This is a genomic window from Lysinibacillus sp. YS11, assembly GCF_002896375.1.
Classification (GTDB): Bacteria; Bacillota; Bacilli; order Bacillales_A; family Planococcaceae; genus Lysinibacillus; species Lysinibacillus capsici.
Genome location: NZ_CP026007.1, coordinates 4,558,404 through 4,584,915 on the forward strand (window position 1 = coordinate 4,558,404; position 26,512 = coordinate 4,584,915).

Genomic DNA, 26,512 nt, shown 5'->3' on the forward strand with positions numbered 1-26,512 from the left:
ATTCAACATGTTTTATCGGCCTACATAAGATAACGGATTTTCTAATGAACCGTTCTTTTCAACTTCAAAGTGCAAATGTGTACCTGTCGAATTTCCAGTGGAACCCATAATACCAATCACAGAACCTTTTTCCACTACTTGTCCGACTTCAACATTAATTGAAGATAAATGTCCATAAAGTGTTGTAAAACCATTATTGTGATTAATAACAATACGATTACCATAGGTGCCAGAAGTGCCAGCAGCAACAACTACACCATTATCAGCAGCTAAAATATTATAGTTACTTGGTCGAGCGATATCAATACCACGATGGAAGGCTCCCCAACGTTCACCCATACCACTTGAAATATAGCCCCCGACTGCTGGCCATGCAAATTCTCCAGTTCCACGTGAAGAAATAACCTTTGTACCAACTACTTCAATTTCATCTACTGGTTGTTGAAGTATTTTTTCCTCTAAGGCAACTTTTGATGTCTGTGTACCATTTTCAGATGTTAATGCATAAGTTGTTTCTTTTTTTCCATTAACACCTTCTTGCTTGATGACCTTTTCACCTTTATACATAGTAGGATCTTCTTCAATTACTTTTTTAAACGGAATGACTTCCGCAACTTTCTTTTCCTTTTTTACTTCAAGTGTCACAAATGGCTTTGCCACAGTAACATTTAATTCTTGTCCAATTTGTAAAACTGTATCTACTGTGATATCCGGATTTAGAGCTAGTAGTTCACTTGTTGTTAAATTATGTTTTTTAGCAACTGACCCTAACACGTCTCCTGATTCAATTTTATATGTTTCTTGCTCAAGATAGCCTGTCATTAAAAACTTCACGGCTTGCTCAGGTGATAATATATCAGTGGGTGTCACTTTTTGTGTTAACCCTGAAACTCCTTGTTTAAAGGAAACATTTAGAAGTCTAGACTCACCATCTTTTAATTCTGGTAGATTATTGCTAGCTTGGCGTTTTGATAAGTTATCTAATTCTTGCTGAGAAACATATTGTAGCTTTAACATTTGAACAGTTTTCTCATAAGCTTCCGTATTCTTTAGTGATACTACTGGTTTGTGATTTACTAATAATGTAAAGGCATCTGATTTGGCCACTAAAGATTGCTTAAGTTTTGATAATGTTTCTGCATCTTTTGTTTCATTTGTAAATACTTGTTCTGGGATTATTTTAACAGCTGAGCTAGCATCAATGGATAAACCTTTGAATTGCTGACTTGCCACTTTTTCTTTTGATGCAATTATTTCTTGAATTGCTTTCTCATCAGATACTGCACCAATATATTCATTCCCCACATATACGTGGTAAATTTTATTTAAGTTTTCTTTGTTATATTCCTTAGCAAATCCCATGTTAATCGTTAGGCTTGTCATTAAAACTACAATGATTGAAGCCTTTTTAAAAGAAGAAAAATTGTAGGTGAATCTATTGTTTTCTTCTTTTCTTTTCCAAAACGAATTCATCAATAAAGCCCCTTCCAACTTTACCCTACTGTAGGATGATTTACCCACAAGGATTTTTTGCACCCCTATAATGTACCATAAAGAAAATGACGTTTGAACGATTTCACTCTTTTGTAATGTAAATGTATTATTTATCTACTTATTGTTACATAGAATATATTTTATATAGTTTATAAATACTGTAATTTTATTCATATATTGGTTCTTAAAATTCAATTTAACTATCATCGGTATACTATTCTCAAATTTTTTCAAGTGAATTTTGACTTAATACTTTTTACTTTTTTAATATTCCGATAAAATATATATAGAAGGTACACTATTTGATTGGAGCGATTAAATTGAGTGATTCACAAACCTCTGAGATCACAACAAAAATGTTGAGACCTCAGAAAAATAGCATACGTAAAGTTTTTGCAAGAATTATTATGGTTTCGCTAGGCGCGATTATAATGGCATTGGGCTTGGAACTGTTTTTAGTACCCAACCACATTATGGATGGTGGCATCGTAGGTGTTTCCATTATCACATCTCATTTATTAAAATTACCCCTTGGTATTTTCATCTTCATTTTAAACTTACCTTTTATTTTTTAGGCTATAAACAAATTGGTAAAACCTTTGCATTGTCCACAGGTCTAGGTATTACCGTACTCTCATTTTCAACACTCGCCTTACATAATATCCATCCATTTACGGAAGACACATTATTGGCAACAGTCTTTGGAGGAATGATTTTAGGAGTTGGTGTCGGAATTGTCATTCGTTATGGAGGTTCATTGGATGGAACTGAAATATTAGCTATTTTAGCTAATAGCAAAACACCTTTTTCAGTTGGTGAAATCATCATGTTCTTCAATATCATTATTTTTACGGTGGCAGGATTTATTTTTAATTGGGAGCAAGCCATGTACTCCATCATTGCATACTATATTGCCTATAAAATGATTGATATTGTTATTCAAGGATTGGAAGAATCTAAATCGGTTTATATCATAAGTGATGACATTGATGAAATTGGACAAACGATTATGGATCGACTTGGTCGTGGCGTTACTTTCCTTCACGGAGAGGGAGCTTATACGGGGAATGACAAGAAAGTCATATTTACCGTTATTACTCGTTTAGAAGAATCTAAATTGAAAACAATCGTCGCTGAAATAGATGACAATGCTTTTCTAGCCATCGGTAATATCGCCGAGGTAAAAGGTGGTCGCTTTAAGAAGAAAGATATTCACTAAAAAAGGGCATGCCGCATTTGGCACGCCCTTTTCATTTTATTTCATTATGCTTCCCAAACGTCCACTAACACGTTTGTTTGCTCACGTGCAGGTCCAACAGAGAAAGTAGCAATTTGAATGCCCGTTAGTTCGCTGATACGCTCCACATAGCGGCGTGCATTTTCAGGTAGCTCTTCTAAAGTTCTGCAGCTTGTTACATCCTCTGACCAGCCTGGAAGCTCTTCATAAATCGGCTCACATTGTTCAATAATATGAAGATTTGCTGGATACTCTGTGATTGTTTCACCTTTATAGTTATAGGCTGTACAAATTTTTACTGTTTCTAAGCCCGATAAAACATCGATAGAATTAAGAGCAAGATGAGTAATGCCACTTACACGGCGTGAGTGACGAACAACGACTGTGTCGAACCAGCCTACACGACGTGGACGACCTGTTGTTGTACCATATTCGCGACCAACCTCACGAATTTGTTGACCTACTTCATCGAACAACTCCGTTGGGAATGGTCCATCTCCTACTCGAGATGTATAGGCCTTAGATACACCAATAACGCTTGTTACGCGTGATGGCCCAACACCTGCCCCAATTGCTACTCCCCCAGCAACAGGATTTGAAGATGTTACATATGGATACGTACCTTGATCGACATCAAGTAAAATTCCTTGTGCACCTTCGAATAGCACTTTACCGCCCTCATCTAGGACATCGTTCAAAATTTTAGACGTGTCCGTAACATACTTAGCAATTTCTTGTCCGTAACCATAGTATTCCTCGAAAATTTCTTCGAATGTTACGCCTTCAACTTCATAGAATTTCTCAAATAACTTATTTTTAATGGCTAAATTATGACGTAGTTTTTCCTCAAAGATTTCCTTATCAAGTAAGTCAGCCATACGAATCCCAATACGTGCTACTTTATCTTGATAACAAGGTCCAATACCTTTACAAGTTGTGCCGATTTTATTGTCTCCACGACTTTCTTCATCCGCAATATCTTGTTTAATATGATAAGGCAAAATCACATGTGCACGATTAGAAATACGTAGATTATCTGTATTAATACCACGCTCTTGTAAACCTTTAAGCTCTGTTACTAATGATTTTGGATTCACAACTAATCCATTACCAATTACTGAAGTTTTATCTTTATAGAAGATCCCTGATGGAATTAAATGTAATTTATAAGTTTCACCATCAATTTTAATGGTATGTCCTGCATTATCTCCACCGGCAAAACGAGCGATGGCATCGGCTTTGTGCGAAAGGAAATCTGTAATTTTACCTTTTCCTTCGTCTCCCCACTGTGTTCCTACAACTACTACTGATGTCATAATCAGCACCTCCGTTAGATACCTTTGTATCTCAATTTTCAAGCCTCAATTATTGTAACAATGATAGAAACAACTCGTCAATAAAAAATAGCGAAAAAACACGAACATAAAATCAAAAAATCTGATTCAACGTTCGTGTTTAATAACAGAATGGTATGAATATTATCGAACATTCAGATTAATTTAATCTAAGGGTAATATTTCATTACTAATAGGCAACTTATCTGAATGACGAGTAACTTGACTAATCACGTGGCGGTGGAGGTGGCATTTGTGACCAATCCACATTAATGAATTTATTGAATTCTTTTTTAAAGGCCAATGTAACAGTTCCTGTTGGACCATTACGTTGTTTCGCAATGATAATTTCGATCATATTTTTATTCTCAGATTCTTTATCGTAATAATCATCACGGTATAAAAACGCAACAATATCAGCATCTTGCTCAATACTTCCCGATTCACGTAAGTCACTCATCATTGGCCGTTTATCTTGTCGTTGCTCAACACCACGAGATAACTGTGATAACGCAATAACAGGTACCTTTAATTCACGGGCTAATCCCTTTAAAGAACGGGAAATCTCTGATACCTCTTGCTGACGGTTTTCTCCTGGCTTGCCGCTCCCCTGAATCAACTGTAAATAATCAATTAAGATCATTCCTAGTCCATTCTCCTGAGCTAAACGACGACATTTTGCACGGATTTCATTGATACGTACACCTGGAGTATCATCAATAAAAATCCCTGAATTCGATAAACTACCCATTGCCATAGTTAGTTTACCCCAATCTTCTGTAGTTAAAGCACCTGTACGTAAAACTTGTGCATCAATATTTCCCTCTGCACAAAGCATACGCATGACCAGTTGCTCTGCACCCATCTCTAAAGAAAAGATTGCAACATTTTCACGAGCTTGTACAGCAACACTTTGCGCAACATTCAATGCAAAGGCTGTTTTCCCTACAGATGGACGAGCAGCAACAATGATTAAATCGTTGCGTTGAAAGCCTGCAGTAATGTTATCTAAATCACGGAAGCCAGTCGGGATACCTGTTACTTCTCCCTTTTGTGATTGCAGTTGCTCAATATTATCGAAAGTTTCCACTAGCACATCTTTAACATGCTTAAAGTCACCTGCATTCTTTCGATTGGCAACCTCCATCATTTTCTTCTCTGCCTCGCCTAATAATGCCTCTACTTCGTCTTCACGTGTATAGCCGTCCTCGACAATTTTCGTAGCCACTCGAATCAATCGACGTAAGAGGGCCTTTTCCTCAACGATTTTGGCATAATGAGCGACATTGGCAGCTGTAGGGACAGCATTGGCGAGCTCTAGTAAATAAGAAAGCCCGCCAACGTCCTCAATCTCTTTTTTAGCTGATAATTCTTCTGTAACTGTTACAACATCTATCGCTTTTCCTTGATCACTCAAGCGCAACATCGTTTCGAAAATTTTCTTATGGGCATTTAAATAAAAATCATCTGCCAATAAAATTTCTGATGCTGTTATTAATGCCTGTGGCTCAAGGAAGATAGCACCGATAACCGATTGCTCCGCCTCCCGGTTATGCGGTGGAACGCGGTCCATCATCGGTTCACTCATGGATTGTCGCTCCTTATTCTTCCGTTACATGTACTTTTAACGTTGCTGATACTTCATGATGTAGTTTTACAGGAACATTTGTAAAGCCAAGTGAACGAATCCCATCAGGTAAAGTCATTTTACGTTTGTCAATTTTAATGCCGTGCACTTTTTGTAATGCATCAGCAATTTGCTTTGTAGATACTGAGCCAAATAAGCGGCCACCATCACCTGATTTTGCTTTTAGCTCAACTGTTAGTGCTTCTACTTTTTCCTTTAATGCTTGTGCTTCAGCTAATTCGGCAGCAGCATTTTTGGCCTCTAATTTCTTTTGCCCCTCTATTTGGCTTAAAGCTTGCGCATTTGCTTCCGCTGCATAGCCATTCTTGATTAAGAAATTTTGTGCATAGCCATCAGCTACGTTTTTAATTTCACCTTTTTTTCCTTTTCCTTTAACGTCTTTTAAAAATACTACTTTCATTAGTCAGAACTCCCTTCAAAGACCTCATTTATGGCCTCTTCTAAATGTTTTTTCACACCATCGATGGATTTAGCATCTATTTGGCAGGCAGCATTCGTTAAATGTCCACCGCCGCCAAGCCTCTCCATAATTAGCTGTACATTGACCTCGCCAAGTGATCGTGCACTTATACCAATTTTGCCATCTGCCCGATGTGCAATGACAAAGGATGCACTAACATCCTTCATCGTTAGTAATATATCGGCTGTTTGCGCAATTAAGACAGAGTCATACACTTTTGATTCCTCACCTACAGCAACAGCTACTCCTGGTTTTACGAACTTAACTGTTTGCACAATTTTGGAGCGCTCTATATATGTGTCCACGTCCTCCTTCAAGAGACGTTGGACCAATACTGTATCGGCACCATTTGTTCGTAAGTAAGAAGCTGCTTCAAATGTACGTGCTCCTGTTCGAAGTGTAAAGCTTTTGGTATCAACGATAATACCCGCTAGTAATGCAGTAGCTTCTAGCATATTAATTTTTGCACGCTTCGGCTGATATTCTAGTAACTCTGTCACTAGCTCTGCTGTGGACGACGCATATGGCTCCATATAAACGAGTGTAGGATTTTCGATAAAGTCCTCACTTCGACGATGATGGTCGATTACAACCACCTTTTCAGCTAATTTCAATAGGTGTGCATCAATTACTAAATTCGGCTTATGTGTATCAACAATAACGAGCAACGATTTCTCAGTCATTTTACCAGCGGCTTCCTCTGGTGTAAGGAAATTTTCATAGAAATCTGATTTACTCTCTATTTCATTCATTAATCGTGTAACGCTACCATTTAATTCATCAAAATTGATAATGACATAACCCTTTACATCATTCATTTGTGCCATTTTCCGTACACCTACAGAAGCACCAATGGAGTCCATGTCAGGATTTTTATGTCCCATAACAAACACTTGGTCACTGTCTTGAATTAAATCGCGTAATGCATGTGAAATAACGCGCGCTCTAACACGTGTACGTTTTTCGACTGGATTTGTTTTTCCACCATAGAATTTAAGTTTTCCAGTAGGTTGCTTTATCGCCACTTGGTCTCCACCCCGTCCTAATACAAGATCAAGACTGGATTGTGCCAACTCACCAAGCTCCACTAATGAGGATGATCCAGCTCCTACACCAATACTTAATGTTAATGATAAATTCTTTTGAGCTGTTTTTTCTCGAATGGTATCTAATATAGCAAATTTTTTCTTTTCTAGCTCCGTTAAAATGGATTCATTTAAGACTGCTAAGAAACGATCTGATGATATTCGTTTGACAAATACACCATGCTCTGCAGCCCATTCATTGACAATTGAAGTAACCATTGTGTTGGTTAAACTACGTGGTTGATCGTCCATGGCTTGCGTGATTTCATCGTAATTATCTACAAACAATATAGCGATTACTGTACGGTCTGCATAGTATTGCTTTTCAATGGCAATCTGTTCAGTTATATCAAAGAAATACAGTAGTCGTTCCTCTTTTTTATAATAAACACGATATTTCCGATCACGTAGTGTAATCGTCGCCTCATTAGTCTCCTCGGTCTTCATTAATACATAGATGTCATCAGATATATTTACAATACCTTCTCCAACTAATGATTCCATATTTAAAATGCCTTGCATATATGGATTAGACCATTCGATTTCATACTGCTCATTAACCAGCAGTATCCCAATTGGCATTTCAAGCAGTGCCTCTTCCCCCACTTTTTTCATACGGAAGGAGATAGATTCAATGTGCTTTTCTGTTTCCTCAAAAGCTATCTTCTCTACTTTCCATGTGTAGGCCATCAGTAAAACAAAACCTACACCATAACCGATACCTATCCCGATATTCCAAATACATAGAAGCACGAACGTCACAGTTCCAAATATGGAAAGAACAAAAAGCGGATAGCGAATTGGTCGTTTTCTAAATGTCCCCATTACAATCAGCCCCTTATTCTTTAGTCTTCCCCTTTACAAGTGAACGTACGTCAAAACCTAAATCAACAATACCGAGTAAGATCATAAAGGATGATAATGGAATTGCTAATAAAGTTGCTACCCATTTAACTCCATTTGGCATCCCCTTTTTAGAGATAAAATAATGGATAAAAGATATTCCTTGTAAAATCAGTAACAACCATAAAATATAAGAAACATTTAATACAATAATATCTAGCGTAGATCCAGCCTCAGGACGCATGAATAAATTAATACATAAAACAATCATGTAATACCATAAAATAGAGCGTGGTAATCTCATATTTTGGAATGGAGCAAATTTTGGAACATCTACCCCTAGTCGTTTTAGAGCTGGTAAATTGACTGTAATGATAATAAATGCAGCAAAAAATGCTGAGATTGTTATCGTTGCAGGCATAGTCAGTTCAATTGTTTTAAACATTGCCTCAAGCTGCTCTGGATTAATGGCTACTTGGCCTGTTACATTCTTCGCAAATTCATTAGATTGCTCATAATTTTTACGTGCCATCTCTAAACTCATGCTTATGAAGTCAATCCCTGAAAGCTTTACATAAGCAACATAAACAATTGCCATCGAAAGGAGATTAGCAATCCCCGTTGACATAAATAAATAAAGCTTACTCTTCTTCAAATAAATGGCGTTACCCATAACGACACCTACTAGCCCTAAAATAAAGGCAAATGGCAGCATGGATATTCCACTCGTTATAGTGGTTAGGATACAGCCTACTATTGCTACGAGTATTGATGTGGAACGCTTGTAATTTGCGCTATACCAAGCAATCGGTAGTGGAGCGAATAATAAAGCTACTATAAAGATGAATGGTACATATGCAGAAATTAGCATCAAAATTGTAAAAAGTGCAACCATCATTGAGCCTTGTACAAGCGCTTTTGTTTGATTATTCGGCATTGAAAACCTTCCTTTTTTTCAGTCAAACTTACTACCCTTTATTGTACCATTTTTTCATAGTATTGAACAAAAATCACTTAGATCACTATGTACATTGTCATTATTTTTTCAATTTTAATTCGAACTTTTACCTAAGTAGCTGATAATTTTCTTTTTAACCATAACAAAAAACCAGCATACCGATACGAATATCGTAATATGCTGGTAGTTAAAATTGATGTAAGGTCAGTTACCTTAACGTCATCAATCTTATTTATCTTCTGCTACGAATGGAAGTAATCCCATGATACGAGATACTTTGATAGCTGAAGTTAATTTACGTTGGTACTTAGCGCTAGTGCCAGTTACGCGACGTGGTAAAATTTTACCGCGCTCAGAGATGAATTTTTTAATAAATCTACATCTTTATAGTCGATATGCGTAATGTTATTAGCAGTGAAGTAGCAAACTTTACGGCGTTTGCGGCCTCCGCGACGTGGTGCCATAGTGTGTCTCCTCCTTATCTTTTTTTATCATTTAGAAGCATTAGAATGGAAGATCATCCTCAGATACTTCTATTGGCCCTTTGCTATTCGCAAATGGATCCTCATCTACACGTGTATAATTCGGCTGATTCATAGGTGGTTGATTTTGCTGATACGAATCGCCGCCATAGGAACCCTGCCCTGGCATAGCGCCACTAAACTGTTGTTGTGGTTGACCACCGCCATATGACGGTTGGTTATTACCGTAAGTTTGTCCACCATATTGAGGAGCAGGAGCACCGCTACCATTACGGGGTTCTAAAAACTGTACGCTATCCGCCACGACATCTGTTGTGTATACTCGCTTACCATCTTGTCCTTCATAACTGCCTGTCTGGATACGACCTTCTACCCCAATTAAACTTCCTTTTCGCATGAAGTTCGCTAGGTTTTCAGCCTGTTTACGCCAAGCAACACAGCTAATGAAATCAGCTTCGCGTTCACCTTGTTGATTTGAGAATGCACGGTTTACAGCTACTGTAAATCTTGTAGACGCAACTCCATTCGGTGTATAACGTAGCTCAGGATCTTTTGTTAGTCTTCCAACTAATACGACACGGTTAATCATCAGAATACAACCTCCTTTTCAGCGTTTTGTAAAAAATTAATTATTAAGCTTCTTCGCGAACTGCAATGTGGCGAATGATGTCTTCGCTGATGTTAGCAAGACGTGTATACTCGTTGATTGCATCTGAAGTAGCGTTTACTTTTACGATTTGGTAGTAACCTTCGCGGAAGTCTTGAATTTCATAAGCTAAGCGGCGTTTGCCCCACTCTTTTGATTCGATGACTTCTGCACCGTTAGAAGTTAACATTTCGTTGAAACGTTCAACTAAAGCTTTCTTCGCTTCGTCTTCAATGTTCGGACGTACGATGTACATTAATTCGTATTTTCTCATCTGTTTACACCTCCTTATGGACTTAGGCTCTCCTAATTAAGGGAGCAAGGAGCAAGTAATTAATTATTACTCACATCAATGAATTGTAACATATAGGTACATGTCTTTCAAGTCACAAACTAATAATTCGTTATATAATGGCAGTATATTTCATTATCTATGAAAGGAGTGCCTTCATGTTAACCAACGATAAGGAGCCTATCGTTATCGAATTAGATTTAAAGAAGTTAATGATCGACAATTTTGTGATTACAAGTGGTCTTGTCATATTATTTATTGCCATTCAATATATTTGCTTTAAAGATTTCCATTTTTCTTTTTGGAAGATGATTGGTGGCACAGCACTATTTGTTGTGCTGTATATAATTTTTATTATCCTACACGAGGCTTTTCATTTAATTGGCTTTATGATTTTTGGCAGAGTTCCCTTTAAAGCTTTAAAATATGGCATAAATTTAGAGCAAGGTATTGCCTATGCAACTACTGAGCAACCTCTCCCCAACCATGCTATGAAAAAAGCTTTATTACTGCCATTCTGGACGACTGGAGTACTTCCAACCATTGTTGGGTTTTATCTTAACAGTACTGTTTTAATATTGATAGGGGCGGTGTTAATAGCTGGAGCTGTAGGCGATTTTGCCATGTATAAAGAGCTACGTAAATATCCACGTAATGCTATCGTACAGGATGATCCTAAATTACCAAAGCTGTATGTTTATCTATTGCAGGAAAAGGATCATCATTAAAATAAGACTACATAATTAAATAGAATCTGTAGATTAGAAATGAACAACTACAGATTCTATTTATACTTTAAGGAGTTAAAAATCCATGCTGGGCTGCTGTATATAAATTTCTCCAAATACGGTTAATCGTAGATGTTTCTGTAATAGCATCCATACCAAGACAGCGTATTAAATTATTCGCTATCTCTAAGCAAGCAGCAGCTATATCCTTAGCCAATTGAGTAAATTGTGATAATTCCTCTTCCGTTAATTGTTCACCTTTTTGATGCTGTTGCCAAAAGACAGATAATGTTGCATAAAACTGTTCCTCGCATTGCTTGAAACGTTTATGCTGCTGCATCAATAAAAATTGGAAGGCTCCAATTCGCTCAGTTCTGCTTCCATCATGATTTCGTTGCTTTATTAAAGCAAAAGCTTCTTCTAAAAAATTCTCTGTCATCCCAAGACAAACGCCTAAAAAAGAAGCCTCTGCAAAAGTGGTAAATGGAAAGCTATGTACTGAATTGCCATAATCATTTCTGATGACCCCTAATTGAAAAGTAGCTTCCTGTGGTACCCAAACATTGTTTACACGGATTGTATGACTAGCTGTTGCCTTTAAACCCATTGCAGACCAATCATTCAAAATTTCTACATCATGTGGATTTACTGAGCAGCTAATAATTTTTTCGGTTTTGAAACCATCTTCTTCAATTAAACAATTCATCGTAAATGTTGATGCATAATTAGAACCACTACAATACTTCCATTGCCCTGTTACATAATAGCCTCCAATTGTTTTTACAGCTATCCCTGTTGGATATCCACTACCTGCTATAACTGCTTCTTTAGGAGAATAGATTTTTTCACAAATTTCCTTACTGAATGTTGGAATAAATGCGTTTCCACCTGTACCAATAGTAATGAGCCATCCAAAATTGCCATCAAGTGCAGACATCTGTTGAAATATCTTTACACCTTCTACTAAATTTAAATCCATACCACCTAATTCTCTTGGAGTGAACAATTTGAATAATCGTTGTTCATAAATATAATCTAAGACATCTTGTGGTAACATCCCCAGTTGCTCAAACTCTAAACCACGTTCCTTAATTTGCACAGGATTCATTCATAAGTCGCCTCCATACATTAAAAATTCTGATAACTAAGCAATCGAAAAAGGGCAACCATTTTAGATTGCCCTTGTAAGTTTTTTATACATTAAAGCGGAATAACATAATATCGCCATCTTGTACTTCATATTCTTTACCTTCAAGACGTACTTTACCAGCTTCCTTAGCCGCTGCTTGCGAACCTGCCTCAAGAAGATCATCATATGCCACTGTTTCTGCACGAATAAAGCCGCGCTCAAAGTCAGTATGAATAATACCTGCACATTGAGGTGCCTTCATTCCTTTACGGAACGTCCAGGCACGTACCTCCTGTACACCTGCAGTGAAGTAAGTAGCTAGTCCTAATAAGTCATAAGAAGTACGAATTAGTTGATCTAAACCAGATTCTTTAATTCCTAATTCTTCTAAGAACATAGCTTTTTCTTCATCATCTAACTCAGAAATTTCTTCTTCGATTTTTGCACAAATAGTAATGACCTGTGCACCTTCAGCGGATGCATACTCACGTACTTTTTTCACATACTCGTTGTTGTCTGCATCTGCTACTTCATCTTCTGAAACGTTTGCTACATAAAGCATTGGTTTAATTGTTAGTAGATGAAGACCTTTAATTACCTTTAATTCATCATCTGATAGCTCAGCTGCTCTAGCTGGTTTACCGTTTTCTAGTTGCTCTTTAATTTTTAGAAGCACTGGCTCTTCTATCATAGCCTCTTTATCTTTTTGTTTCGCCATTTTGCTAACTCGTTGTAAACGTTTATCCACAGATTCTAAGTCAGCTAGTGCAAGCTCTAGATTAATAACTTCAATATCGTCAATTGGATCTACTGCACCAGAAACGTGAGTAATGTTTTCGTCTACAAAACAACGTACTACCTGACAAATTGCGTCTACTTCACGAATATGAGCTAGGAACTTATTTCCTAATCCTTCACCCTTGGAAGCACCTTTAACAATTCCAGCGATATCTGTAAATTCAAATGCAGTTGGCACAGTTTTTTTCGGTACCACTAATTCTGTTAATTTATCTAAACGTGCATCAGGTACTTCAACTATACCAACGTTTGGATCGATCGTTGCGAATGGATAGTTTGCAGCCAATGCGCCCGCTTTTGTTATTGCGTTAAATAATGTTGATTTTCCAACGTTAGGTAAACCAACGATTCCAGCTGTTAATGCCATGGATGGACACAACCTTTCTATACTCAGTTCAAATTTTCTCTCATATAACCTTATCTATTATATTGATTCACTTAGAAAAAGTCTAATATGCCTGATGTTACAACTCTTCAGCAGAAAACAAAACCTTTTTCATTTTTTTCTCAAATTCACGACGTGGAATCATGACACTATGCTGACATCCTTCGCATTTGATACGTACATCCGCCCCCATACGAATAATTTTCCATTTATTAGTACCGCATGGATGTTGTTTTTTCATTTCAACAATATCGTTTAAACCAAATTTTTTTGCCTCCATCTTACACACTTCTCCCCTCATCTTTGCCATAGAACATCATTTTTGGATAGACCATTGGTATATTATTTTCTTCAAAGAGTTTCGTAATATCGCGGCGTATGGTACGTGCTACTCCATATTGTTGCTGCGGTAATGTTTCAGCAGCTATACGAATGGTTACTTCTGTCCCTTTCACATTTTGCACACCTAGAAATACCGGAGCTGCAATTAATTCTTTATGCATCTTAGGCAATGTCTCTAAATACTTATTAATAACCCCTTCTGCTTTCTCAAAATCAGCATCCGTGGCCATTTGTAAATCTATAAAAATTTTGGAGTTGTTAACAGAATAATTGACGACTTCGCCTATGGCACCATTGGGAATGATGAACTGTTCACCAGTAGCACCATTAATTTTTGTTGTACGTAAGCCAATTTCTACAACTGTACCTTCTGCAGCATTTATTTTTATATAATCGCCTACACCAAACTGGTCTTCAAAAATAATAAAGAATCCAGTAATAACATCCTTTACTAAGCTTTGAGCACCAAAACCTATTGCTAAACCAACAATTCCTGCACCCGCTAATAAACCTGCTACCTTTATATTTAAGGAAGAAAGTATACCAATGATTGCAGAGAAATAAACGACATAGGAAATCACGCTTTGTAATAATCTTGAAATTGTTCGTTGGCGTCGCTCTGAGTGGCTCAATGGTGAACGCATACGGATTAAAAACACCTTTTTAATAAATTTTTTACCTAATCTTACAGCGATCCACGATACTAATAGAATGAGCAAAATTTCTATAGATGCATCAATAACCTTTTCCCAAAGATCCTCAGATGTGAGCTTGTCCCAGTATTTTTCCATTAACTTTTTATTCTTTTCCATCATTACCACCTCTTGAATAACTTGCTAAAAATTTGCGTATACTGCATAAAAATTGAGCACTTCTAAAAATAAAAAGAAAGTGAGTTTTTTTATGAATACTATACCAAATTTGTTACTACCTTATTCCCTTCATCATGAGAGTAAAAATGCTGTTTGGCAATTAAGTACATTATTTTTAGAACATATACCGTTTCATCATGAAAGACTAATTTTTTGTTGTATTGGCAGTGACCGATGTACGGGTGATACACTCGGACCATTAACTGGTAGCTTTTTAAAAAAATCTGTTAGCTTTCCTTATGAAATTGTAGGTTCCTTAGAAGACCCTTTACATGCTCTAAACCTAGATTCTACAATGCAACAGCTACACAATCATACTACAAAACCATTCATTATTGCGATTGATGCCTGTCTCGGCAGTGAGCAAAATGTTGGTCATATTTCAGTTCAAAGTGGACCCATTTTCCCTGGAAAAGCTGTAAAAAAAGAATTACCCCCAATTGGAGACATTTCCGTGAAAGGAATCGTCAATATTGGAGGCTTTATGGAAATGCTTGTTTTACAAAATACCAGACTTCATATTTCTTATGCAATGGCTGAAAAGCTATCAAGAGCATTATTACTGGCTGCTCATCGTTATTCACTAAAAAATGTAGAAGATAGCCACCATAATACCAACAATGACGATACCTGGAAGCAAGTTAGCAGCTTTGATCTTAGCTAAGCCTGCAATGTTTAACCCTATTGCCATAATCATAACCCCGCCAACAGCCGTCATTTCTGTAATGAACATTTGTAGTGCGGCATCAGGGATAAAGGAACTTATAACACCTGCAAAAAGAGCTATTAATCCTTGATAAACAAAGACAGGTACAGCGGATAGCATTACACCTATACCTAATGTCGAGGCTAGAATAATGGATGTAAATCCATCTATTAATCCTTTAGTAATGAGTACATTATGATCATTACGAAGACCACTATCAAGAGCACCTATAACAGCCATTGATCCTACAACAAAAATTAGTGAGGCAGTTACAAAGCCCTCTGCTATGCTAATTTGATTTTGGTCATCCCGTTTTGTACGAAATAAACTCTCTACCCATTTACCTAGACGATTCATTTGTTTATCTAAATCTAACCACTCACCTATTACTGTACCTACCACTAAACTTACTACCAATATAATAAAATTATCACTTTCAAAGCCCATTTTTATCCCTAATAATGTGACGGCTAAACCAATAATAGAAAGAACCGTAGATTTCATAGATTCAGGAAGATTTTTAAAAATGCGCCCTACTAATGCTCCTACTATAATTAACACAGCATTTATTAATGCCCCTAGTAATACCACACTTAAGCCTTCTTTCTCTCTAAAAAATAGAGAGCGCCTATTTGCTTGGCGCTCTGATTAAGTTATAGAAATACTATTTTATTCTTCTTGTATGTTTAATATTTCCAATATTCGTTCTAAATCATCTTCAGAATAAAATTCAATTTCTATTTTCCCTTTATTGCTTGTTTTCTTTATTTGAACATTTGTTCCAAAGTAGTCTCGTAATTGTGACTCCTTTGCAGTTACAAAGATATCTTTTTTCTTAGGAGGGATTGTTTCACGTGAAACTTCTTCATTTAAGTTTTGCACTAATAATTCAACTTGACGTACGTTCAATCCTAAATTTATTACCTTATTAGCCACTTCTGATATTCTTCTTTTATTTTTTAAGCCGAGTAATGCCCGTCCCTGCCCCATCGATAGAGTTCCATCATTCATCAATTTACGTACATCTTCTGGTAATGCCAGTAGTCGAACGTGATTGGCAATATGTGGTCTACTTTTTCCTAATCGCTTCGATAACTCTTCCTGAGTTAAATGTAAGTTTTCCATTAAACTCTGATAGGCTTCTGCTTCTTCAATAACAGTTAAATCCTCACGTTGGAGGTTTTCTAAAATAGCAAGCTCCATCATTTGTGCATCTGATAGCTCTTTTATAATGACAGGAATAACCTCGAGGCCAGCTAATAGACAAGCTCTGTAACGACGCTCTCCCGCAACAATTTCAAACTTGCGTGCTTTTTTACGCACAGCAATTGGCTGTAAAATTCCATGTTCTTTAATAGAATCAGCTAATTCTTGTAAACTTTCTTGATCGAAAATTTTACGTGGCTGAAATGGGTTCGCAACAATTAAATCTAATTGGATTTCTTCCACTTGACCACTGTGTTCTAAAGACTCTCCTGGAAATAATGCCCCAATACCCTTTCCTAAACCTTTAGCCATTTTTAATCACTTCCCTCGCCATCTCTAAATAAACTTCTGCACCTCTAGATTTTGCATCATAAGTGATGATTGGTTGACCATGACTTGGTGCCTCACTTAATCGCACATTACGGGGGATTATTGTTTTATATACTTTATCTTGGAAATATTTTTTCACTTCCTCAATAACTTGTAAGCCTAAGTTTGTGCGTGCATCTAGCATTGTTAATAAAACGCCATCGATGTAAAGTTGTTGATTCAAATGCTTTTGAACGAGGCGAACTGTTGATAGTAATTGACTTAACCCTTCCAATGCATAATATTCACATTGTACAGGAATAATAAGCGCATCTGAAGCTGTTAACGCATTGATTGTTAAAAGCCCTAAAGATGGTGGACAGTCAATAATTATATAATCGAAATCCTCTTTCACATTTTGTAAAGCATGTTTTAAACGTACTTCTCTGGAAATAGTCGAAACCAATTCAATTTCTGCACCTGCAAGTGAGATAGTTGCTGGCACGATAGATAAATTTTCAACATTTGTTTTTTGAATGACATTTTGAACATCTTCATCATCAATGAGCACATCATAAATACAACCCTGTATTTCTCCTTTATTAATACCAAGTCCACTTGTTGTATTCCCCTGCGGATCAGTATCAATTAAAAGCACTTTCTTACCTAAATATGCTAGGCAAGCGCTCAAATTGACCGAAGTTGTTGTTTTACCTACGCCACCCTTTTGATTGGCGATTGCTATAATTCTACCCATTTAAAAGCACCTGCTTTCATCTATCAAAGTTTACTTTGACAAATCATTTGTAAAATCACTATTTAATCCGCTATCTAACTTTCATTCTATCAAAAAATTTGAAGAGAGTTGTATAAAATATTAAGAATAAATACAAAAAAGGAGATATCTCTATTAATCTTCTGAGATATCTCCCCTGTACAGTGATAAATTTGATCATAAATTATTTTTCTAAAATAATTTATTACACTTTTTTCTTTTTAGGTATCTTCACTGTAATTTGATAGTATTCTTCTGTATCTTCTTCTTCAGTTTTCACCGTAATCCCACTTTTCGTTACCATCGTTAAAGACTGTTTGATGGTATTCAAAGCAATACGTACATCTTTACTTATAGCTTTACGTTTCGGTTTAGCTTTCTTTGGAATTGATTCTTCCTGCTCATCAGCTACAGGATGTAATATAGCCTGGATTTGCTCCTCTAACTGTCGCACATTCCAATCATTTTCAATTGCTAGCTGCAAAATTTCTAGTTGCAATGGTTGATCTTTAATAGCAATTAATGCACGTGCATGTCGTTCAGATATTTTTCGCTTCAAAATAGCTTGCTGTACTTCATCTGGCAGCCTTAATAAACGTAATTTGTTGGCTACAGTGGATTGTCCTTTTCCAAGTCTTTGGGCAAGAGCTTCCTGTGTTAGCTCATGAAGCTCTAATAATTTTTGATAGGCTACTGCTTCTTCAATAGCAGTTAACTCCTCACGCTGCAAGTTCTCTATTAACGCAATAGATGCTGTTTCCTTATCAGTTAAATTACGTACAATAGCAGGGACTTCTGTCCATTGTAGCTTTTTCATCGCTCGATAACGACGCTCACCAGCGATAATTTCATATTGATTGTCTGATGTTTTACGTACAACAATTGGCTGAATCACACCATGTGTATGAATGGTTCTTGATAATTCTTCAATTTTTTCATCATCAAAAATAGTACGTGGCTGAAAACGGTTAGGTACAATTTGATCAATAGGCAACTTTATGACTTCTTCCGCTGCATGAACCGCCTCTGCTTGTTCTACTTCATTTTTCACAATAGGCTCTGTTTTACTTCCGCCTCCAAAAAAACGTGAAAAAGGACTTTTCATCCAAGTGGCACCACCTTTAAGTAACTATCTTGCTCTGTGTCATTCTATTATTATTTATTATATTTCTTTAAATGTATATAGTTCATAGATGTCTTTTGCGTGAACCATCCATAACTAGTATGTATGCTCAAAATAGAAAAAATATTTTCCACTTTGAGAAGTTTCACATGAAACACTAATTATTGAATCGGTGTTTTATTTGGTACACCTGGCTTACGCGGATATTTTTTCGGTGTTCCTTTTATTTTATCAAATATATATAAAATGCGTTCACTTTCTTCAACAGGTAGCTTGAAAGAAAATTCCTCTCTCAGTTTAACACCCAATGTTGTTAAAGCTTTTTTAGCATCCTTTAGTTCTTCTGCCCCAGCTGCGGCTTTTAAAGCAACAAAATATCCATCTTGTTTCGCTAAAGGTACACATAACTCTGCTAGAACGGATAAACGAGCTACAGCACGTGCTGTTACTACATCAAATTGTTCACGGTATTTTAAATTTTGGCCAAACTCTTCCGCTCGAGCATGTACAAAATGCATATTCTCTAATTGTAACTCATCACTTAAATGATTTAAAAAGGTAATTCTTTTATTTAAGGAGTCGACAATTGTAACTTGTAAATGCGGGAAACAGATTTTAATTGGGATACTTGGGAAACCAGCTCCTGCTCCAACATCACAAACAGTTATGACTTTTGAAAAATCAAAGTAAAATGAAGGACTAATCGAATCGAAGAAATGCTTTAAATACACGCCTTCTAAATCTGTAATGGCAGTTAAATTCATCTTTTCATTCCACTCAACAAGTAATTCAAAATACTTTTTAAATTGAGCAATCTGTATATCAGAAAGTTCGATACCTTTCTCTTTCAGAGCCTCAATAAATTGTTGTTCGTTCATGTAAAGTCTCCTTTGTTGATCTAGCTATACAACTCCAACTAATAGTATAGCTTTAAAAATAGGAAGCGGGCACAATGGTATGCCCGCCTCTTATTCACTTTACTGTTGTTGATGATCAGCTGCTTACTTTCGCAATTTTACCTTGTTCAATATAAACAAGCAGAATTGAAATATCAGCTGGATTAACACCAGAAATACGAGAGGCTTGCGCAATAGATAGAGGTGTAACTTGTTTTAATTTTTGACGCGCTTCTGTTGCTAAACCTGAAATAGCATCGTAATCAATATTCTCAGGAATTTTTTTATTTTCCATTTTGTGTAGTTTCTCTACCTGTTGCAATGCTTTTTCGATATAGCCTTCATATTTAAGCTGGATTTCAATTTGTTCTTTCACTTCATCCGCCAATTCGATTTCTGCCGGAATTAAAGAAGAGATTAACTCATAATGCATTTCAGGGCGTTTTAATAAGTCTGCACCACGTATACCGTCTTTTAATTCACTACCACCAACAGAACGAATAACAGATTGTGTCGCTTCATTTGGCTTAATAATGACTTCACGAAGACGTGCAATTTCATTTTCAATCAGCTCTTTTTTCTCATTGAAACTAGCATATCTTTCTTGTGGAATCATCCCCATATTGTAAGCTAACTCTACTAATCGTAGATCTGCATTATCATGACGTAATAGTAAACGATATTCTGCACGAGATGTTAATAAACGATATGGCTCATTTGTTCCTTTTGTCACTAGGTCATCGATCAAAACGCCAATATAAGCATCCGAACGGCTCAAAATTAATTCGTCTTTACCTAGTACATTAGCAGCAGCATTCATGCCCGCCATTAAGCCTTGCGCGGCAGCTTCTTCATAGCCAGATGTGCCGTTGATTTGACCCGCTGTATATAAGCCTTTAATACGTTTTGTTTCTAAAGTTGGCCATAGTTGTGTTGGCACAATTGAATCGTATTCAATAGCATAACCAGCGCGCATCATTTCCGCATTCTCTAAGCCAGGTATAGATTTTAGTAAACGTGTTTGAACATGCTCTGGTAGGCTTGTTGACAAACCTTGAACATAAACCTCACGTGTATTGCGGCCTTCTGGCTCTAAGAAGATTTGGTGTCTTGGCTTATCATTAAAACGTACAACTTTATCTTCAATAGATGGGCAATAACGTGGACCTGTCCCTTTAATCATCCCTGAATACATCGGTGAAAGATGTAAATTTGCTTCAATAATTTCATGAGTTTCAGGGCTTGTATATGTTAACCAGCAAGGTAGCTGATCCATGATGAATTCAGTCGTTTCAAAACTAAATGCACGTGGAACATCATCACCTGGTTGAATCTCTGTTTTGTCATAATCTATTGTTCGATTATTCACACGTGGTGGTGTACCTGTTTTAAATCGAACTAGATCAAAACCTAGCTCTTTTAAATTATCAGCTAAGCGAATTGACGGTTGTTGGTTATTAGGACCACTTGAATATTTAATATCACCAATAATGATTTCACCACGTAGGAAAGTACCTGTTGTCACGACAACTGTTTTAGCACGATAAACGGCACCAATTTGTGTAATGACTCCTTTTACTTCCCCATCCTCAATAATCAACTCTTCAACCATCCCTTGATGGATTGTTAAGTTTGGTGTTTCTTCTAATACTCGTTTCATTTCTTGCTGATACAAAACTTTGTCCGCTTGTGCGCGCAATGCACGTACAGCTGGGCCTTTCCCTGTATTCAACATTCGCATTTGAATATGCGTTTTATCTATCACTTTCCCCATGACGCCTCCTAAAGCGTCAATCTCACGTACGACAATTCCTTTGGCAGGACCACCAATAGATGGATTACATGGCATAAATGCAATCATATCTAAATTGATTGTTAGCATTAATGTGTTAGCACCCATTTTAGCTGCAGCATGTGCAGCTTCTGAACCTGCATGACCAGCACCAATCACAATCACATCAAACGTGCCTGCCTCATATTTTGTTGGCATGCTCGTACCTTCCTTTCTTTCTGAAAATTATTTTCCTAAACAGAACTGAGAAAATAGTTGATTGATGAGGCTTTCTTGAACAGTATCACCAATGATTTCGCCAAGTATTTCCCATGTTCTTGTTACATCAATTTGTACCATATCAACTGGTACACCATCCTGTGCAGCTGCTATTGCATCTTCTACCGTTGCTTGCGCTTGGTGTAGAAGGGCAATATGTCTTGCGTTTGAAACATATGTTAAATCGCCCGCTTCGATTTGTCCCTCAAAGAACAATGCAGCAATGGCTTCTTCTAGCTCTGTAATACCTTCCTCTTGTAGCAGAGAAGTTGTTACAATGCGATGGTCACCAGCTAATTCCTTGACACGAGCCAAATCAATTTTTTGCGGTAAATCTGTTTTATTGACAATAACGATGTAATCCATCGCTTCAATTGTTTCGAATAGACGCTCGTCCTCAGCAGTTAATTCATCTGCATAGTTTAATACAAACAGAATTAAATCAGCTCCACGAAGAGCTTCCCGTGAGCGTTCTACTCCAATTCGTTCAACAATATCTTCTGTTTCCCGAATACCCGCTGTATCCACTAAACGAAGTGGAACACCTCGGACATTGACGTACTCCTCTATAATATCACGAGTAGTCCCTGCAATATCTGTCACTATGGCCTTATTTTCTTGTACTAAGCTATTTAATAGTGAAGATTTCCCTACATTCGGACGACCTAAAATAACTGTTGATAATCCCTCACGTAAAATTTTTCCTTGAGAAGATGTTTGCAAAAGTTTTATAATTTCATTTTTTACCCATGTACATTTCTCTACTAATACAGGTACAGTCATTTCTTCTACATCATCATACTCTGGATAATCTATATTAACCTCTACTTGGGCTAATGTCTCTAGTAAAGCTTGGCGCAAATCACCAATAAGTCTCGATAATTTTCCATCCATTTGACCCAGAGCCACATTCATCGCACGATCTGTTTTAGCTCTTATCAAATCCATTACTGCTTCAGCCTGTGATAAATCAATACGTCCGTTTAAAAAGGCACGTTTTGTGAATTCACCTGGCTCAGCTAACCTTGCTCCATTTGTTAAAGCAAGTTGCAACACGCGTTTGACTGAAACTAATCCACCATGACAGTTTATTTCAACTACATCCTCACGTGTGAATGTTTTTGGCCCACGCATCAGCGATAGCATTACTTCCTCTACTACCTCATTAGTTTTAGGATCGACTAAATGTCCATAATGAATAGTGTGCGAATCTTTGGTTGTTAAACTTTTTCCCCCGGGTGATTTGAATATTTTGTCTGCAATCGTCACAGCCTCGTCTCCACTTAAACGAACGATGGCTATGGCACCTTCACCCATCGGTGTGGATATCGCAGCAATTGTATCGAACTCCATTTAATGACCTCCTCAACGTTATCCACATGTGGATAATCAAAACCGACCAATACTTACTAACACCTTAGACTAACATATTTTCAGCAAAATCTAAAGTAAGGATCATTTCCAAATGTGGATAAAATCAATTTTTCGCTAATCATATTTTCGACAAAATTTGCTACGTTTCATTAAAAAAGGTCATTTTATCTAAAAGATAAAATGACCTTTCAAAATATATTGTCTGTATGATTATGTGAAACAGTCTAATTATTTTTTTACGGGTTCTATTACTAAATAACGATTAGGCTCCGTACCTTCTGAATACGTTTCAAGATCTAGACGGTTTGCTAATTGATTATGAATTATCTTTCGTTCGTAAGACGGCATTGGTTCAAATGCCACACGTTGATTTAAGCGTAATGCTTTATCCGCCATTCGATCCGCAAGTAATTCTAAAGCTACTTGTCGACGCTCGCGATAGTTTTCTACATCTAATTTCACCATTAAGAACTGCTTTGCGCTTTTATTTAATACGAGTTGTGTTAATTGCTGTAAGGAATTTAATGTTTGACCTCGTTTCCCTATAAGCAGGGCAGCTTTCTCACTTTTTAGTTGAAATAATACATATTTCCCTTCGCGTGTCGTAGCAATCTCAAGATCATGAATAGCCAATTGTTCAGCGATACTACTTAAATAAGCCTTTGCCTCTTCAATTGGATTTGCTGAGTCTCCATCCTCAGCTTGTTCTTTAACGACTTGTTGAACTTCTTCCATTTCACTTGGTTGTTCAGAAACTTGTGAACTTAGTGTTTCAACATCATCTAATTCTATTGGTTCATATAATTGAGTTACTACGTGCAATTGCGCATTGTCGCTTTCAATTGTCGGAACCTGAACTTCTTTTACTGTTACACGTACCTCTGCAGAACGTGCACCAAAACCTAAAAATCCTTTTTTACCTTCTTGTAAAACTTCAACATCTACTTGTTCACGGGTTTTGCCAAGTTTCTGTAACGCCAATGAGATCGCTTCTTGTGTTGTTGCGCCTATTTGCGTAAGTTGTTTCACTTTTTAGCCCCTCCATTTTGAGCAGGTTGTGTTTTATCTTTATTCCAAGGTTTATAAATGTACAAGTTTTGGAAAATCGAAATAATGTTTCCGATTACCCAGTATAATGATAATGCAGCTGGTAAGGCCATACCAAAACCAATAATCATGAATGGCATAATATACATCATAATTTTCATTTGAGGATTATCCATTGCTGGTCCTGTACGTAACACGATAAATTGCATTAAGCCAGCTGTAATAGCTAATGCAGGTGCTGGATCTGCTAGCGGGAAGATAAAGAAATTCCCTAAATCAAATGTTGATGTTGCATTCATACGGCTAATTGCATGATAGAAACCAATTAAGATTGGCATTTGAATGATTACTGGTAAGCATCCTGCAAGTGGATTTACTCCAGATTCACTCATTAACTTCATCATTTCTTGCTGATATTGTTGTTGTGTCTGAGCATCCTTAGAAGCATACTTCTTTTGCAGTTCCTTCAATTTTGGTTGAATTTCTTGCATCTTTTTAGAACTCTTTGTTTGTTTGATCATCAATGGCAAAATTGCTAAACGAATAATAATCGTTACGGCAATAATCCCCCATGCATACGTACCTAGCAGATCAGCAAAGTATTTTATTGCTGATACCAACGGCCAAACAATGAATTCATTCCAGAAGCCTGTGCTATCTTTGGAAATTGGTTCATTGAATTCTGTACAACCAGAAAGTAGTAAGGCTACCGATACTAGTGACAAAATTACCCAATGTTGTTTTTTCAACCTTCTTCCCCCTACAATTACTATTCACTTTTTCTTATTCTATATGGTTCTTTTTGTACCGACAGTTTCCTATCACATAATCGGTTTAACGTCAGTAGCCTTATCTTTAATTCAGTCCACTTTTGAGAGTCCTCGATGAAGATAAAGTTATCAGTTATTTTATCATGCCTATAACATTCACTCTACTAAATATTCTAATTACACACACTTATTCCTAAGATAAGTTGTGAATTTTACATATTTTTAAGCGAAAACTCTCGCCACAAATACCCCCGTGTGTATAATTCTCTTACATATAATTTTATGCAAAATCACATATTATTTATTCTATTGCTAACAGTACAGGCGTAATTTCACCACTTGGTTGCATACATTACACTTTTTTCATTACCTTTGCGATTCGTAGTACATGCTGCAAACTTTGTTTCACTTCATGAAAATCCATAGTGGCCGCCGGATGTCTGGCGATAATAACATAATCCATATTCGGCTTTAGCTCATCTTTTAATTCATGAATACTTTGTCGAATATAGCGTTTTACTTGGTTGCGTGTTACCGCATTCCCAAGCTTCTTACTAACTGATAAACCTACACGAAATTCCGTTTGTCCCTCTTTTACTAAAAAATAAACAACAAACTGACGATTAGCGAAAGATTTACCTTTTTTAAACACCTTTTGAAAATCATCATTCTTCTTCACTCGTTGGCGTTTTTTCATTTCTTTCACCTGCTATTAGATAATATCTTTTGATCCTCATTTCTAGGTTTACCAAAAATAAAGAAAAAAAAGACCACTGATGTGGCTCAGTGGACTTATTTTATGCTGATAAAACTTTTCTTCCTTTACGACGACGAGCAGCAAGAACTTTGCGACCGTTTTTCGTGCTCATACGTGCGCGGAAACCGTGTACTTTGCTGTGCTTACGTTTTTTTGGTTGGTAAGTACGTTTCATTTATATAGACACCTCCTGATATGAGTTGAATTTTTCAACATACAGACTCGAATATTATATAAAGTATCTAGTTATTTTGTCAATGAATTTCACAAATTTCTTTTAATCCGTCGAACTATCTATTTATTCTATTCTCAATTTTCTAGTGTTTGGATCTCTACTAGAAATATTTTTTTCTACATAAACATAAAAATATTTATCCACAGAGTACTTGTTTTTTTTACACAGAGTTGTGTATAGTATTTTTTGCATTATTTTTTATCCACAACAATTATCTACAGGTTTCTCACATAAGCAGTGCTTGTGGACAACTGTAAAGTGCATAACTGCAAGCTATGTGGATAAGTTTCACAAACTATTGAAATAGCTTTGTTTTTCTGATACGATTACTGTGCTTCACTTTGTTGAAAACTAAAACGAACATTTTAATTATCCACAACTGTTAATATGCTGTGGATAATTTTCATCACAGCCTTTGGTTAACTTTTATCCACAACTTGTGATTATGTGGACGAGTTATAAAATGAACGTATTTACAATTCTATAAATGCGATTTTTTTTGTATTGAACACTGTAAAGGAGATTAGTAGC

Annotated in this window: 26 protein-coding genes and 2 pseudogenes; 4 read left to right on the plus strand and 24 right to left on the minus strand. The window is 36.6% G+C overall.

Annotated elements, in window-relative coordinates; genetic code table 11:
- Positions 1–12 precede the first annotated feature (12 nt).
- Positions 13–1,473: a M23 family metallopeptidase gene (locus LBYS11_RS22880; protein ID WP_103119040.1), complete on the minus strand. Its 1,461-nt coding sequence runs from the start codon at positions 1,471–1,473 to the stop codon at positions 13–15.
- A gap of 452 nt (positions 1,474–1,925) precedes the next feature.
- Between LBYS11_RS22880 and LBYS11_RS23885 the strand changes: the two are divergent.
- Positions 1,926–2,446, plus strand: a pseudogene (locus LBYS11_RS23885) (YitT family protein); the annotation flags it as partial.
- A gap of 57 nt (positions 2,447–2,503) precedes the next feature.
- Positions 2,504–2,713 (plus strand): YitT family protein, encoded by a 210-nt coding sequence (locus tag LBYS11_RS23890; protein WP_233732869.1) that lies wholly within the window; start codon positions 2,504–2,506, stop codon positions 2,711–2,713.
- Positions 2,714–2,757: 44 nt separating this feature from the next.
- Here the strand turns inward: LBYS11_RS23890 and LBYS11_RS22890 are convergent, their stop codons facing one another.
- The 8 genes and pseudogenes from LBYS11_RS22890 to rpsF form a co-directional block, all read right to left on the minus strand.
- Entirely contained in the window at positions 2,758–4,047 is a 1,290-nt protein-coding gene (locus LBYS11_RS22890) for an adenylosuccinate synthase (protein WP_004233375.1), read from the minus strand.
- Between the two features lie 244 nt (positions 4,048–4,291).
- Positions 4,292–5,653, minus strand: a complete 1,362-nt coding sequence (dnaB, locus tag LBYS11_RS22895) for a replicative DNA helicase (RefSeq protein WP_004233370.1) — start codon at positions 5,651–5,653, stop codon at positions 4,292–4,294.
- Positions 5,654–5,666: 13 nt separating this feature from the next.
- Positions 5,667–6,113, minus strand: coding sequence for a 50S ribosomal protein L9 (gene rplI, locus LBYS11_RS22900; RefSeq protein ID WP_004233368.1), 447 nt, complete (start codon positions 6,111–6,113; stop codon positions 5,667–5,669).
- The gene (locus LBYS11_RS22905; RefSeq protein ID WP_004233367.1) at positions 6,113–8,083 is read right to left on the minus strand and encodes a DHH family phosphoesterase; all 1,971 of its coding nucleotides are present in this window, start codon (positions 8,081–8,083) and stop codon (positions 6,113–6,115) included. Before LBYS11_RS22905 ends, rplI begins: the two co-directional genes overlap by 1 nt.
- A 13-nt stretch (positions 8,084–8,096) precedes the next feature.
- Positions 8,097–9,038, minus strand: a complete 942-nt coding sequence (locus LBYS11_RS22910; protein ID WP_066038355.1) for a YybS family protein — start codon at positions 9,036–9,038, stop codon at positions 8,097–8,099.
- 249 nt (positions 9,039–9,287) lie between these two features.
- Positions 9,288–9,523, minus strand: a pseudogene (gene rpsR, locus LBYS11_RS22915) (30S ribosomal protein S18).
- Positions 9,524–9,563: 40 nt separating this feature from the next.
- Positions 9,564–10,130 (minus strand): single-stranded DNA-binding protein, encoded by a 567-nt coding sequence (gene ssb, locus LBYS11_RS22920; protein ID WP_054548816.1) that lies wholly within the window; start codon positions 10,128–10,130, stop codon positions 9,564–9,566.
- A 43-nt stretch (positions 10,131–10,173) separates the two neighbouring features.
- On the minus strand, positions 10,174–10,461 hold the full coding sequence (gene rpsF / locus LBYS11_RS22925) for a 30S ribosomal protein S6 (RefSeq protein ID WP_016992320.1): 288 nt from the start codon (positions 10,459–10,461) through the stop codon (positions 10,174–10,176).
- A gap of 176 nt (positions 10,462–10,637) precedes the next feature.
- On the opposite strand from rpsF, the gene LBYS11_RS22930 reads away from it, so the two are divergent.
- Positions 10,638–11,207, plus strand: coding sequence for a DUF3267 domain-containing protein (locus tag LBYS11_RS22930; RefSeq protein ID WP_103119041.1), 570 nt, complete (start codon positions 10,638–10,640; stop codon positions 11,205–11,207).
- A 67-nt stretch (positions 11,208–11,274) separates the two neighbouring features.
- Here the strand turns inward: LBYS11_RS22930 and LBYS11_RS22935 are convergent, their stop codons facing one another.
- The 4 genes from LBYS11_RS22935 to LBYS11_RS22950 form a co-directional block, all read right to left on the minus strand.
- Positions 11,275–12,315: an acyl-CoA dehydrogenase family protein gene (locus LBYS11_RS22935; protein WP_103119042.1), complete on the minus strand. Its 1,041-nt coding sequence runs from the start codon at positions 12,313–12,315 to the stop codon at positions 11,275–11,277.
- Positions 12,316–12,400: 85 nt separating this feature from the next.
- The gene (gene ychF / locus LBYS11_RS22940; RefSeq protein ID WP_016994923.1) at positions 12,401–13,501 is read right to left on the minus strand and encodes a redox-regulated ATPase YchF; all 1,101 of its coding nucleotides are present in this window, start codon (positions 13,499–13,501) and stop codon (positions 12,401–12,403) included.
- A gap of 97 nt (positions 13,502–13,598) precedes the next feature.
- The gene (locus tag LBYS11_RS22945) at positions 13,599–13,799 is read right to left on the minus strand and encodes a DUF951 domain-containing protein (RefSeq protein ID WP_103119043.1); all 201 of its coding nucleotides are present in this window, start codon (positions 13,797–13,799) and stop codon (positions 13,599–13,601) included.
- Between the two features lies 1 nt (position 13,800).
- Positions 13,801–14,673, minus strand: coding sequence for a mechanosensitive ion channel family protein (locus tag LBYS11_RS22950; RefSeq protein WP_048395224.1), 873 nt, complete (start codon positions 14,671–14,673; stop codon positions 13,801–13,803).
- Between the two features lie 91 nt (positions 14,674–14,764).
- Here LBYS11_RS22950 and yyaC point away from each other — a divergent pair, with 91 nt between their 5' ends.
- Positions 14,765–15,397, plus strand: a complete 633-nt coding sequence (gene yyaC / locus LBYS11_RS22955; RefSeq protein WP_048395222.1) for a spore protease YyaC — start codon at positions 14,765–14,767, stop codon at positions 15,395–15,397.
- On the opposite strand, the gene LBYS11_RS22960 is transcribed toward yyaC, so the two are convergent.
- The 11 genes from LBYS11_RS22960 to rpmH form a co-directional block, all read right to left on the minus strand.
- Complete coding sequence (locus LBYS11_RS22960) at positions 15,317–16,030, minus strand: DUF554 domain-containing protein (RefSeq protein ID WP_048395220.1); 714 nt, start codon at positions 16,028–16,030, stop codon at positions 15,317–15,319. The genes yyaC and LBYS11_RS22960 overlap by 81 nt on opposite strands.
- Before the next feature lie 78 nt (positions 16,031–16,108).
- Entirely contained in the window at positions 16,109–16,957 is an 849-nt protein-coding gene (locus LBYS11_RS22965; RefSeq protein WP_066038357.1) for a ParB/RepB/Spo0J family partition protein, read from the minus strand.
- On the minus strand, positions 16,950–17,711 hold the full coding sequence (locus LBYS11_RS22970; protein ID WP_048395216.1) for a ParA family protein: 762 nt from the start codon (positions 17,709–17,711) through the stop codon (positions 16,950–16,952). The genes LBYS11_RS22965 and LBYS11_RS22970 overlap by 8 nt, the downstream gene beginning before the upstream one ends.
- Positions 17,712–17,934: 223 nt before the next feature.
- Positions 17,935–18,834 carry a nucleoid occlusion protein gene (gene noc / locus LBYS11_RS22975; protein WP_004233323.1) on the minus strand — a complete coding sequence of 300 codons (900 nt, stop codon included), beginning with the start codon at positions 18,832–18,834 and terminating at the stop codon, positions 17,935–17,937.
- 179 nt (positions 18,835–19,013) lie between these two features.
- Positions 19,014–19,730, minus strand: coding sequence for a 16S rRNA (guanine(527)-N(7))-methyltransferase RsmG (gene rsmG, locus LBYS11_RS22980; RefSeq protein ID WP_066038358.1), 717 nt, complete (start codon positions 19,728–19,730; stop codon positions 19,014–19,016).
- 115 nt (positions 19,731–19,845) lie between these two features.
- Positions 19,846–21,738 (minus strand): tRNA uridine-5-carboxymethylaminomethyl(34) synthesis enzyme MnmG, encoded by a 1,893-nt coding sequence (gene mnmG, locus LBYS11_RS22985; RefSeq protein ID WP_048395211.1) that lies wholly within the window; start codon positions 21,736–21,738, stop codon positions 19,846–19,848.
- A gap of 27 nt (positions 21,739–21,765) precedes the next feature.
- Complete coding sequence (mnmE, locus tag LBYS11_RS22990) at positions 21,766–23,151, minus strand: tRNA uridine-5-carboxymethylaminomethyl(34) synthesis GTPase MnmE (RefSeq protein ID WP_054548811.1); 1,386 nt, start codon at positions 23,149–23,151, stop codon at positions 21,766–21,768.
- Positions 23,152–23,400: 249 nt separating this feature from the next.
- Positions 23,401–24,201, minus strand: coding sequence for an RNA-binding cell elongation regulator Jag/EloR (jag, locus tag LBYS11_RS22995; RefSeq protein ID WP_103119044.1), 801 nt, complete (start codon positions 24,199–24,201; stop codon positions 23,401–23,403).
- Complete coding sequence (gene yidC / locus LBYS11_RS23000; protein WP_025115704.1) at positions 24,198–24,968, minus strand: membrane protein insertase YidC; 771 nt, start codon at positions 24,966–24,968, stop codon at positions 24,198–24,200. Before yidC ends, jag begins: the two co-directional genes overlap by 4 nt.
- A 373-nt stretch (positions 24,969–25,341) precedes the next feature.
- A complete protein-coding gene (gene rnpA / locus LBYS11_RS23005; protein ID WP_048395204.1) occupies positions 25,342–25,686 on the minus strand; it encodes a ribonuclease P protein component in 345 nt (114 codons plus the stop codon).
- A gap of 100 nt (positions 25,687–25,786) precedes the next feature.
- Positions 25,787–25,921, minus strand: coding sequence for a 50S ribosomal protein L34 (gene rpmH / locus LBYS11_RS23010; protein ID WP_004233310.1), 135 nt, complete (start codon positions 25,919–25,921; stop codon positions 25,787–25,789).
- Between the last annotated feature and the right edge of the window lie 591 nt (positions 25,922–26,512).

What these genes read in the sequence shown, in the direction of transcription:
- LBYS11_RS22935 (WP_103119042.1), bottom strand. Translation starts at nt 12,315, where the DNA reads ATGAATCCTGTGCAAATTAAGGAACGTGGTTTAGAGTTTGAGCAACTG.
- rnpA (WP_048395204.1), bottom strand. Translation starts at nt 25,686, where the DNA reads ATGAAAAAACGCCAACGAGTGAAGAAGAATGATGATTTTCAAAAGGTG.
- LBYS11_RS22890 (WP_004233375.1), bottom strand. Translation starts at nt 4,047, where the DNA reads ATGACATCAGTAGTAGTTGTAGGAACACAGTGGGGAGACGAAGGAAAA.
- LBYS11_RS22970 (WP_048395216.1), bottom strand. Translation starts at nt 17,711, where the DNA reads ATGGGTAGAATTATAGCAATCGCCAATCAAAAGGGTGGCGTAGGTAAA.
- rplI (WP_004233368.1), bottom strand. Translation starts at nt 6,113, where the DNA reads ATGAAAGTAGTATTTTTAAAAGACGTTAAAGGAAAAGGAAAAAAAGGT.
- rsmG (WP_066038358.1), bottom strand. Translation starts at nt 19,730, where the DNA reads ATGAACGAACAACAATTTATTGAGGCTCTGAAAGAGAAAGGTATCGAA.
- rpsF (WP_016992320.1), bottom strand. Translation starts at nt 10,461, where the DNA reads ATGAGAAAATACGAATTAATGTACATCGTACGTCCGAACATTGAAGAC.
- rpmH (WP_004233310.1), bottom strand. Translation starts at nt 25,921, where the DNA reads ATGAAACGTACTTACCAACCAAAAAAACGTAAGCACAGCAAAGTACAC.
- LBYS11_RS22950 (WP_048395224.1), bottom strand. Translation starts at nt 14,673, where the DNA reads ATGGAAAAGAATAAAAAGTTAATGGAAAAATACTGGGACAAGCTCACA.
- LBYS11_RS22930 (WP_103119041.1), top strand. Translation starts at nt 10,638, where the DNA reads ATGTTAACCAACGATAAGGAGCCTATCGTTATCGAATTAGATTTAAAG.
- ssb (WP_054548816.1), bottom strand. Translation starts at nt 10,130, where the DNA reads ATGATTAACCGTGTCGTATTAGTTGGAAGACTAACAAAAGATCCTGAG.
- LBYS11_RS22910 (WP_066038355.1), bottom strand. Translation starts at nt 9,038, where the DNA reads ATGCCGAATAATCAAACAAAAGCGCTTGTACAAGGCTCAATGATGGTT.
- LBYS11_RS22880 (WP_103119040.1), bottom strand. Translation starts at nt 1,473, where the DNA reads ATGAATTCGTTTTGGAAAAGAAAAGAAGAAAACAATAGATTCACCTAC.
- LBYS11_RS22905 (WP_004233367.1), bottom strand. Translation starts at nt 8,083, where the DNA reads ATGGGGACATTTAGAAAACGACCAATTCGCTATCCGCTTTTTGTTCTT.
- LBYS11_RS23890 (WP_233732869.1), top strand. Translation starts at nt 2,504, where the DNA reads ATGGATCGACTTGGTCGTGGCGTTACTTTCCTTCACGGAGAGGGAGCT.
- mnmG (WP_048395211.1), bottom strand. Translation starts at nt 21,738, where the DNA reads ATGCCAACAAAATATGAGGCAGGCACGTTTGATGTGATTGTGATTGGT.
- noc (WP_004233323.1), bottom strand. Translation starts at nt 18,834, where the DNA reads ATGAAAAGTCCTTTTTCACGTTTTTTTGGAGGCGGAAGTAAAACAGAG.
- dnaB (WP_004233370.1), bottom strand. Translation starts at nt 5,653, where the DNA reads ATGAGTGAACCGATGATGGACCGCGTTCCACCGCATAACCGGGAGGCG.
- LBYS11_RS22945 (WP_103119043.1), bottom strand. Translation starts at nt 13,799, where the DNA reads ATGGAGGCAAAAAAATTTGGTTTAAACGATATTGTTGAAATGAAAAAA.
- ychF (WP_016994923.1), bottom strand. Translation starts at nt 13,501, where the DNA reads ATGGCATTAACAGCTGGAATCGTTGGTTTACCTAACGTTGGAAAATCA.
- mnmE (WP_054548811.1), bottom strand. Translation starts at nt 23,151, where the DNA reads ATGGAGTTCGATACAATTGCTGCGATATCCACACCGATGGGTGAAGGT.
- yyaC (WP_048395222.1), top strand. Translation starts at nt 14,765, where the DNA reads ATGAATACTATACCAAATTTGTTACTACCTTATTCCCTTCATCATGAG.
- LBYS11_RS22965 (WP_066038357.1), bottom strand. Translation starts at nt 16,957, where the DNA reads ATGGCTAAAGGTTTAGGAAAGGGTATTGGGGCATTATTTCCAGGAGAG.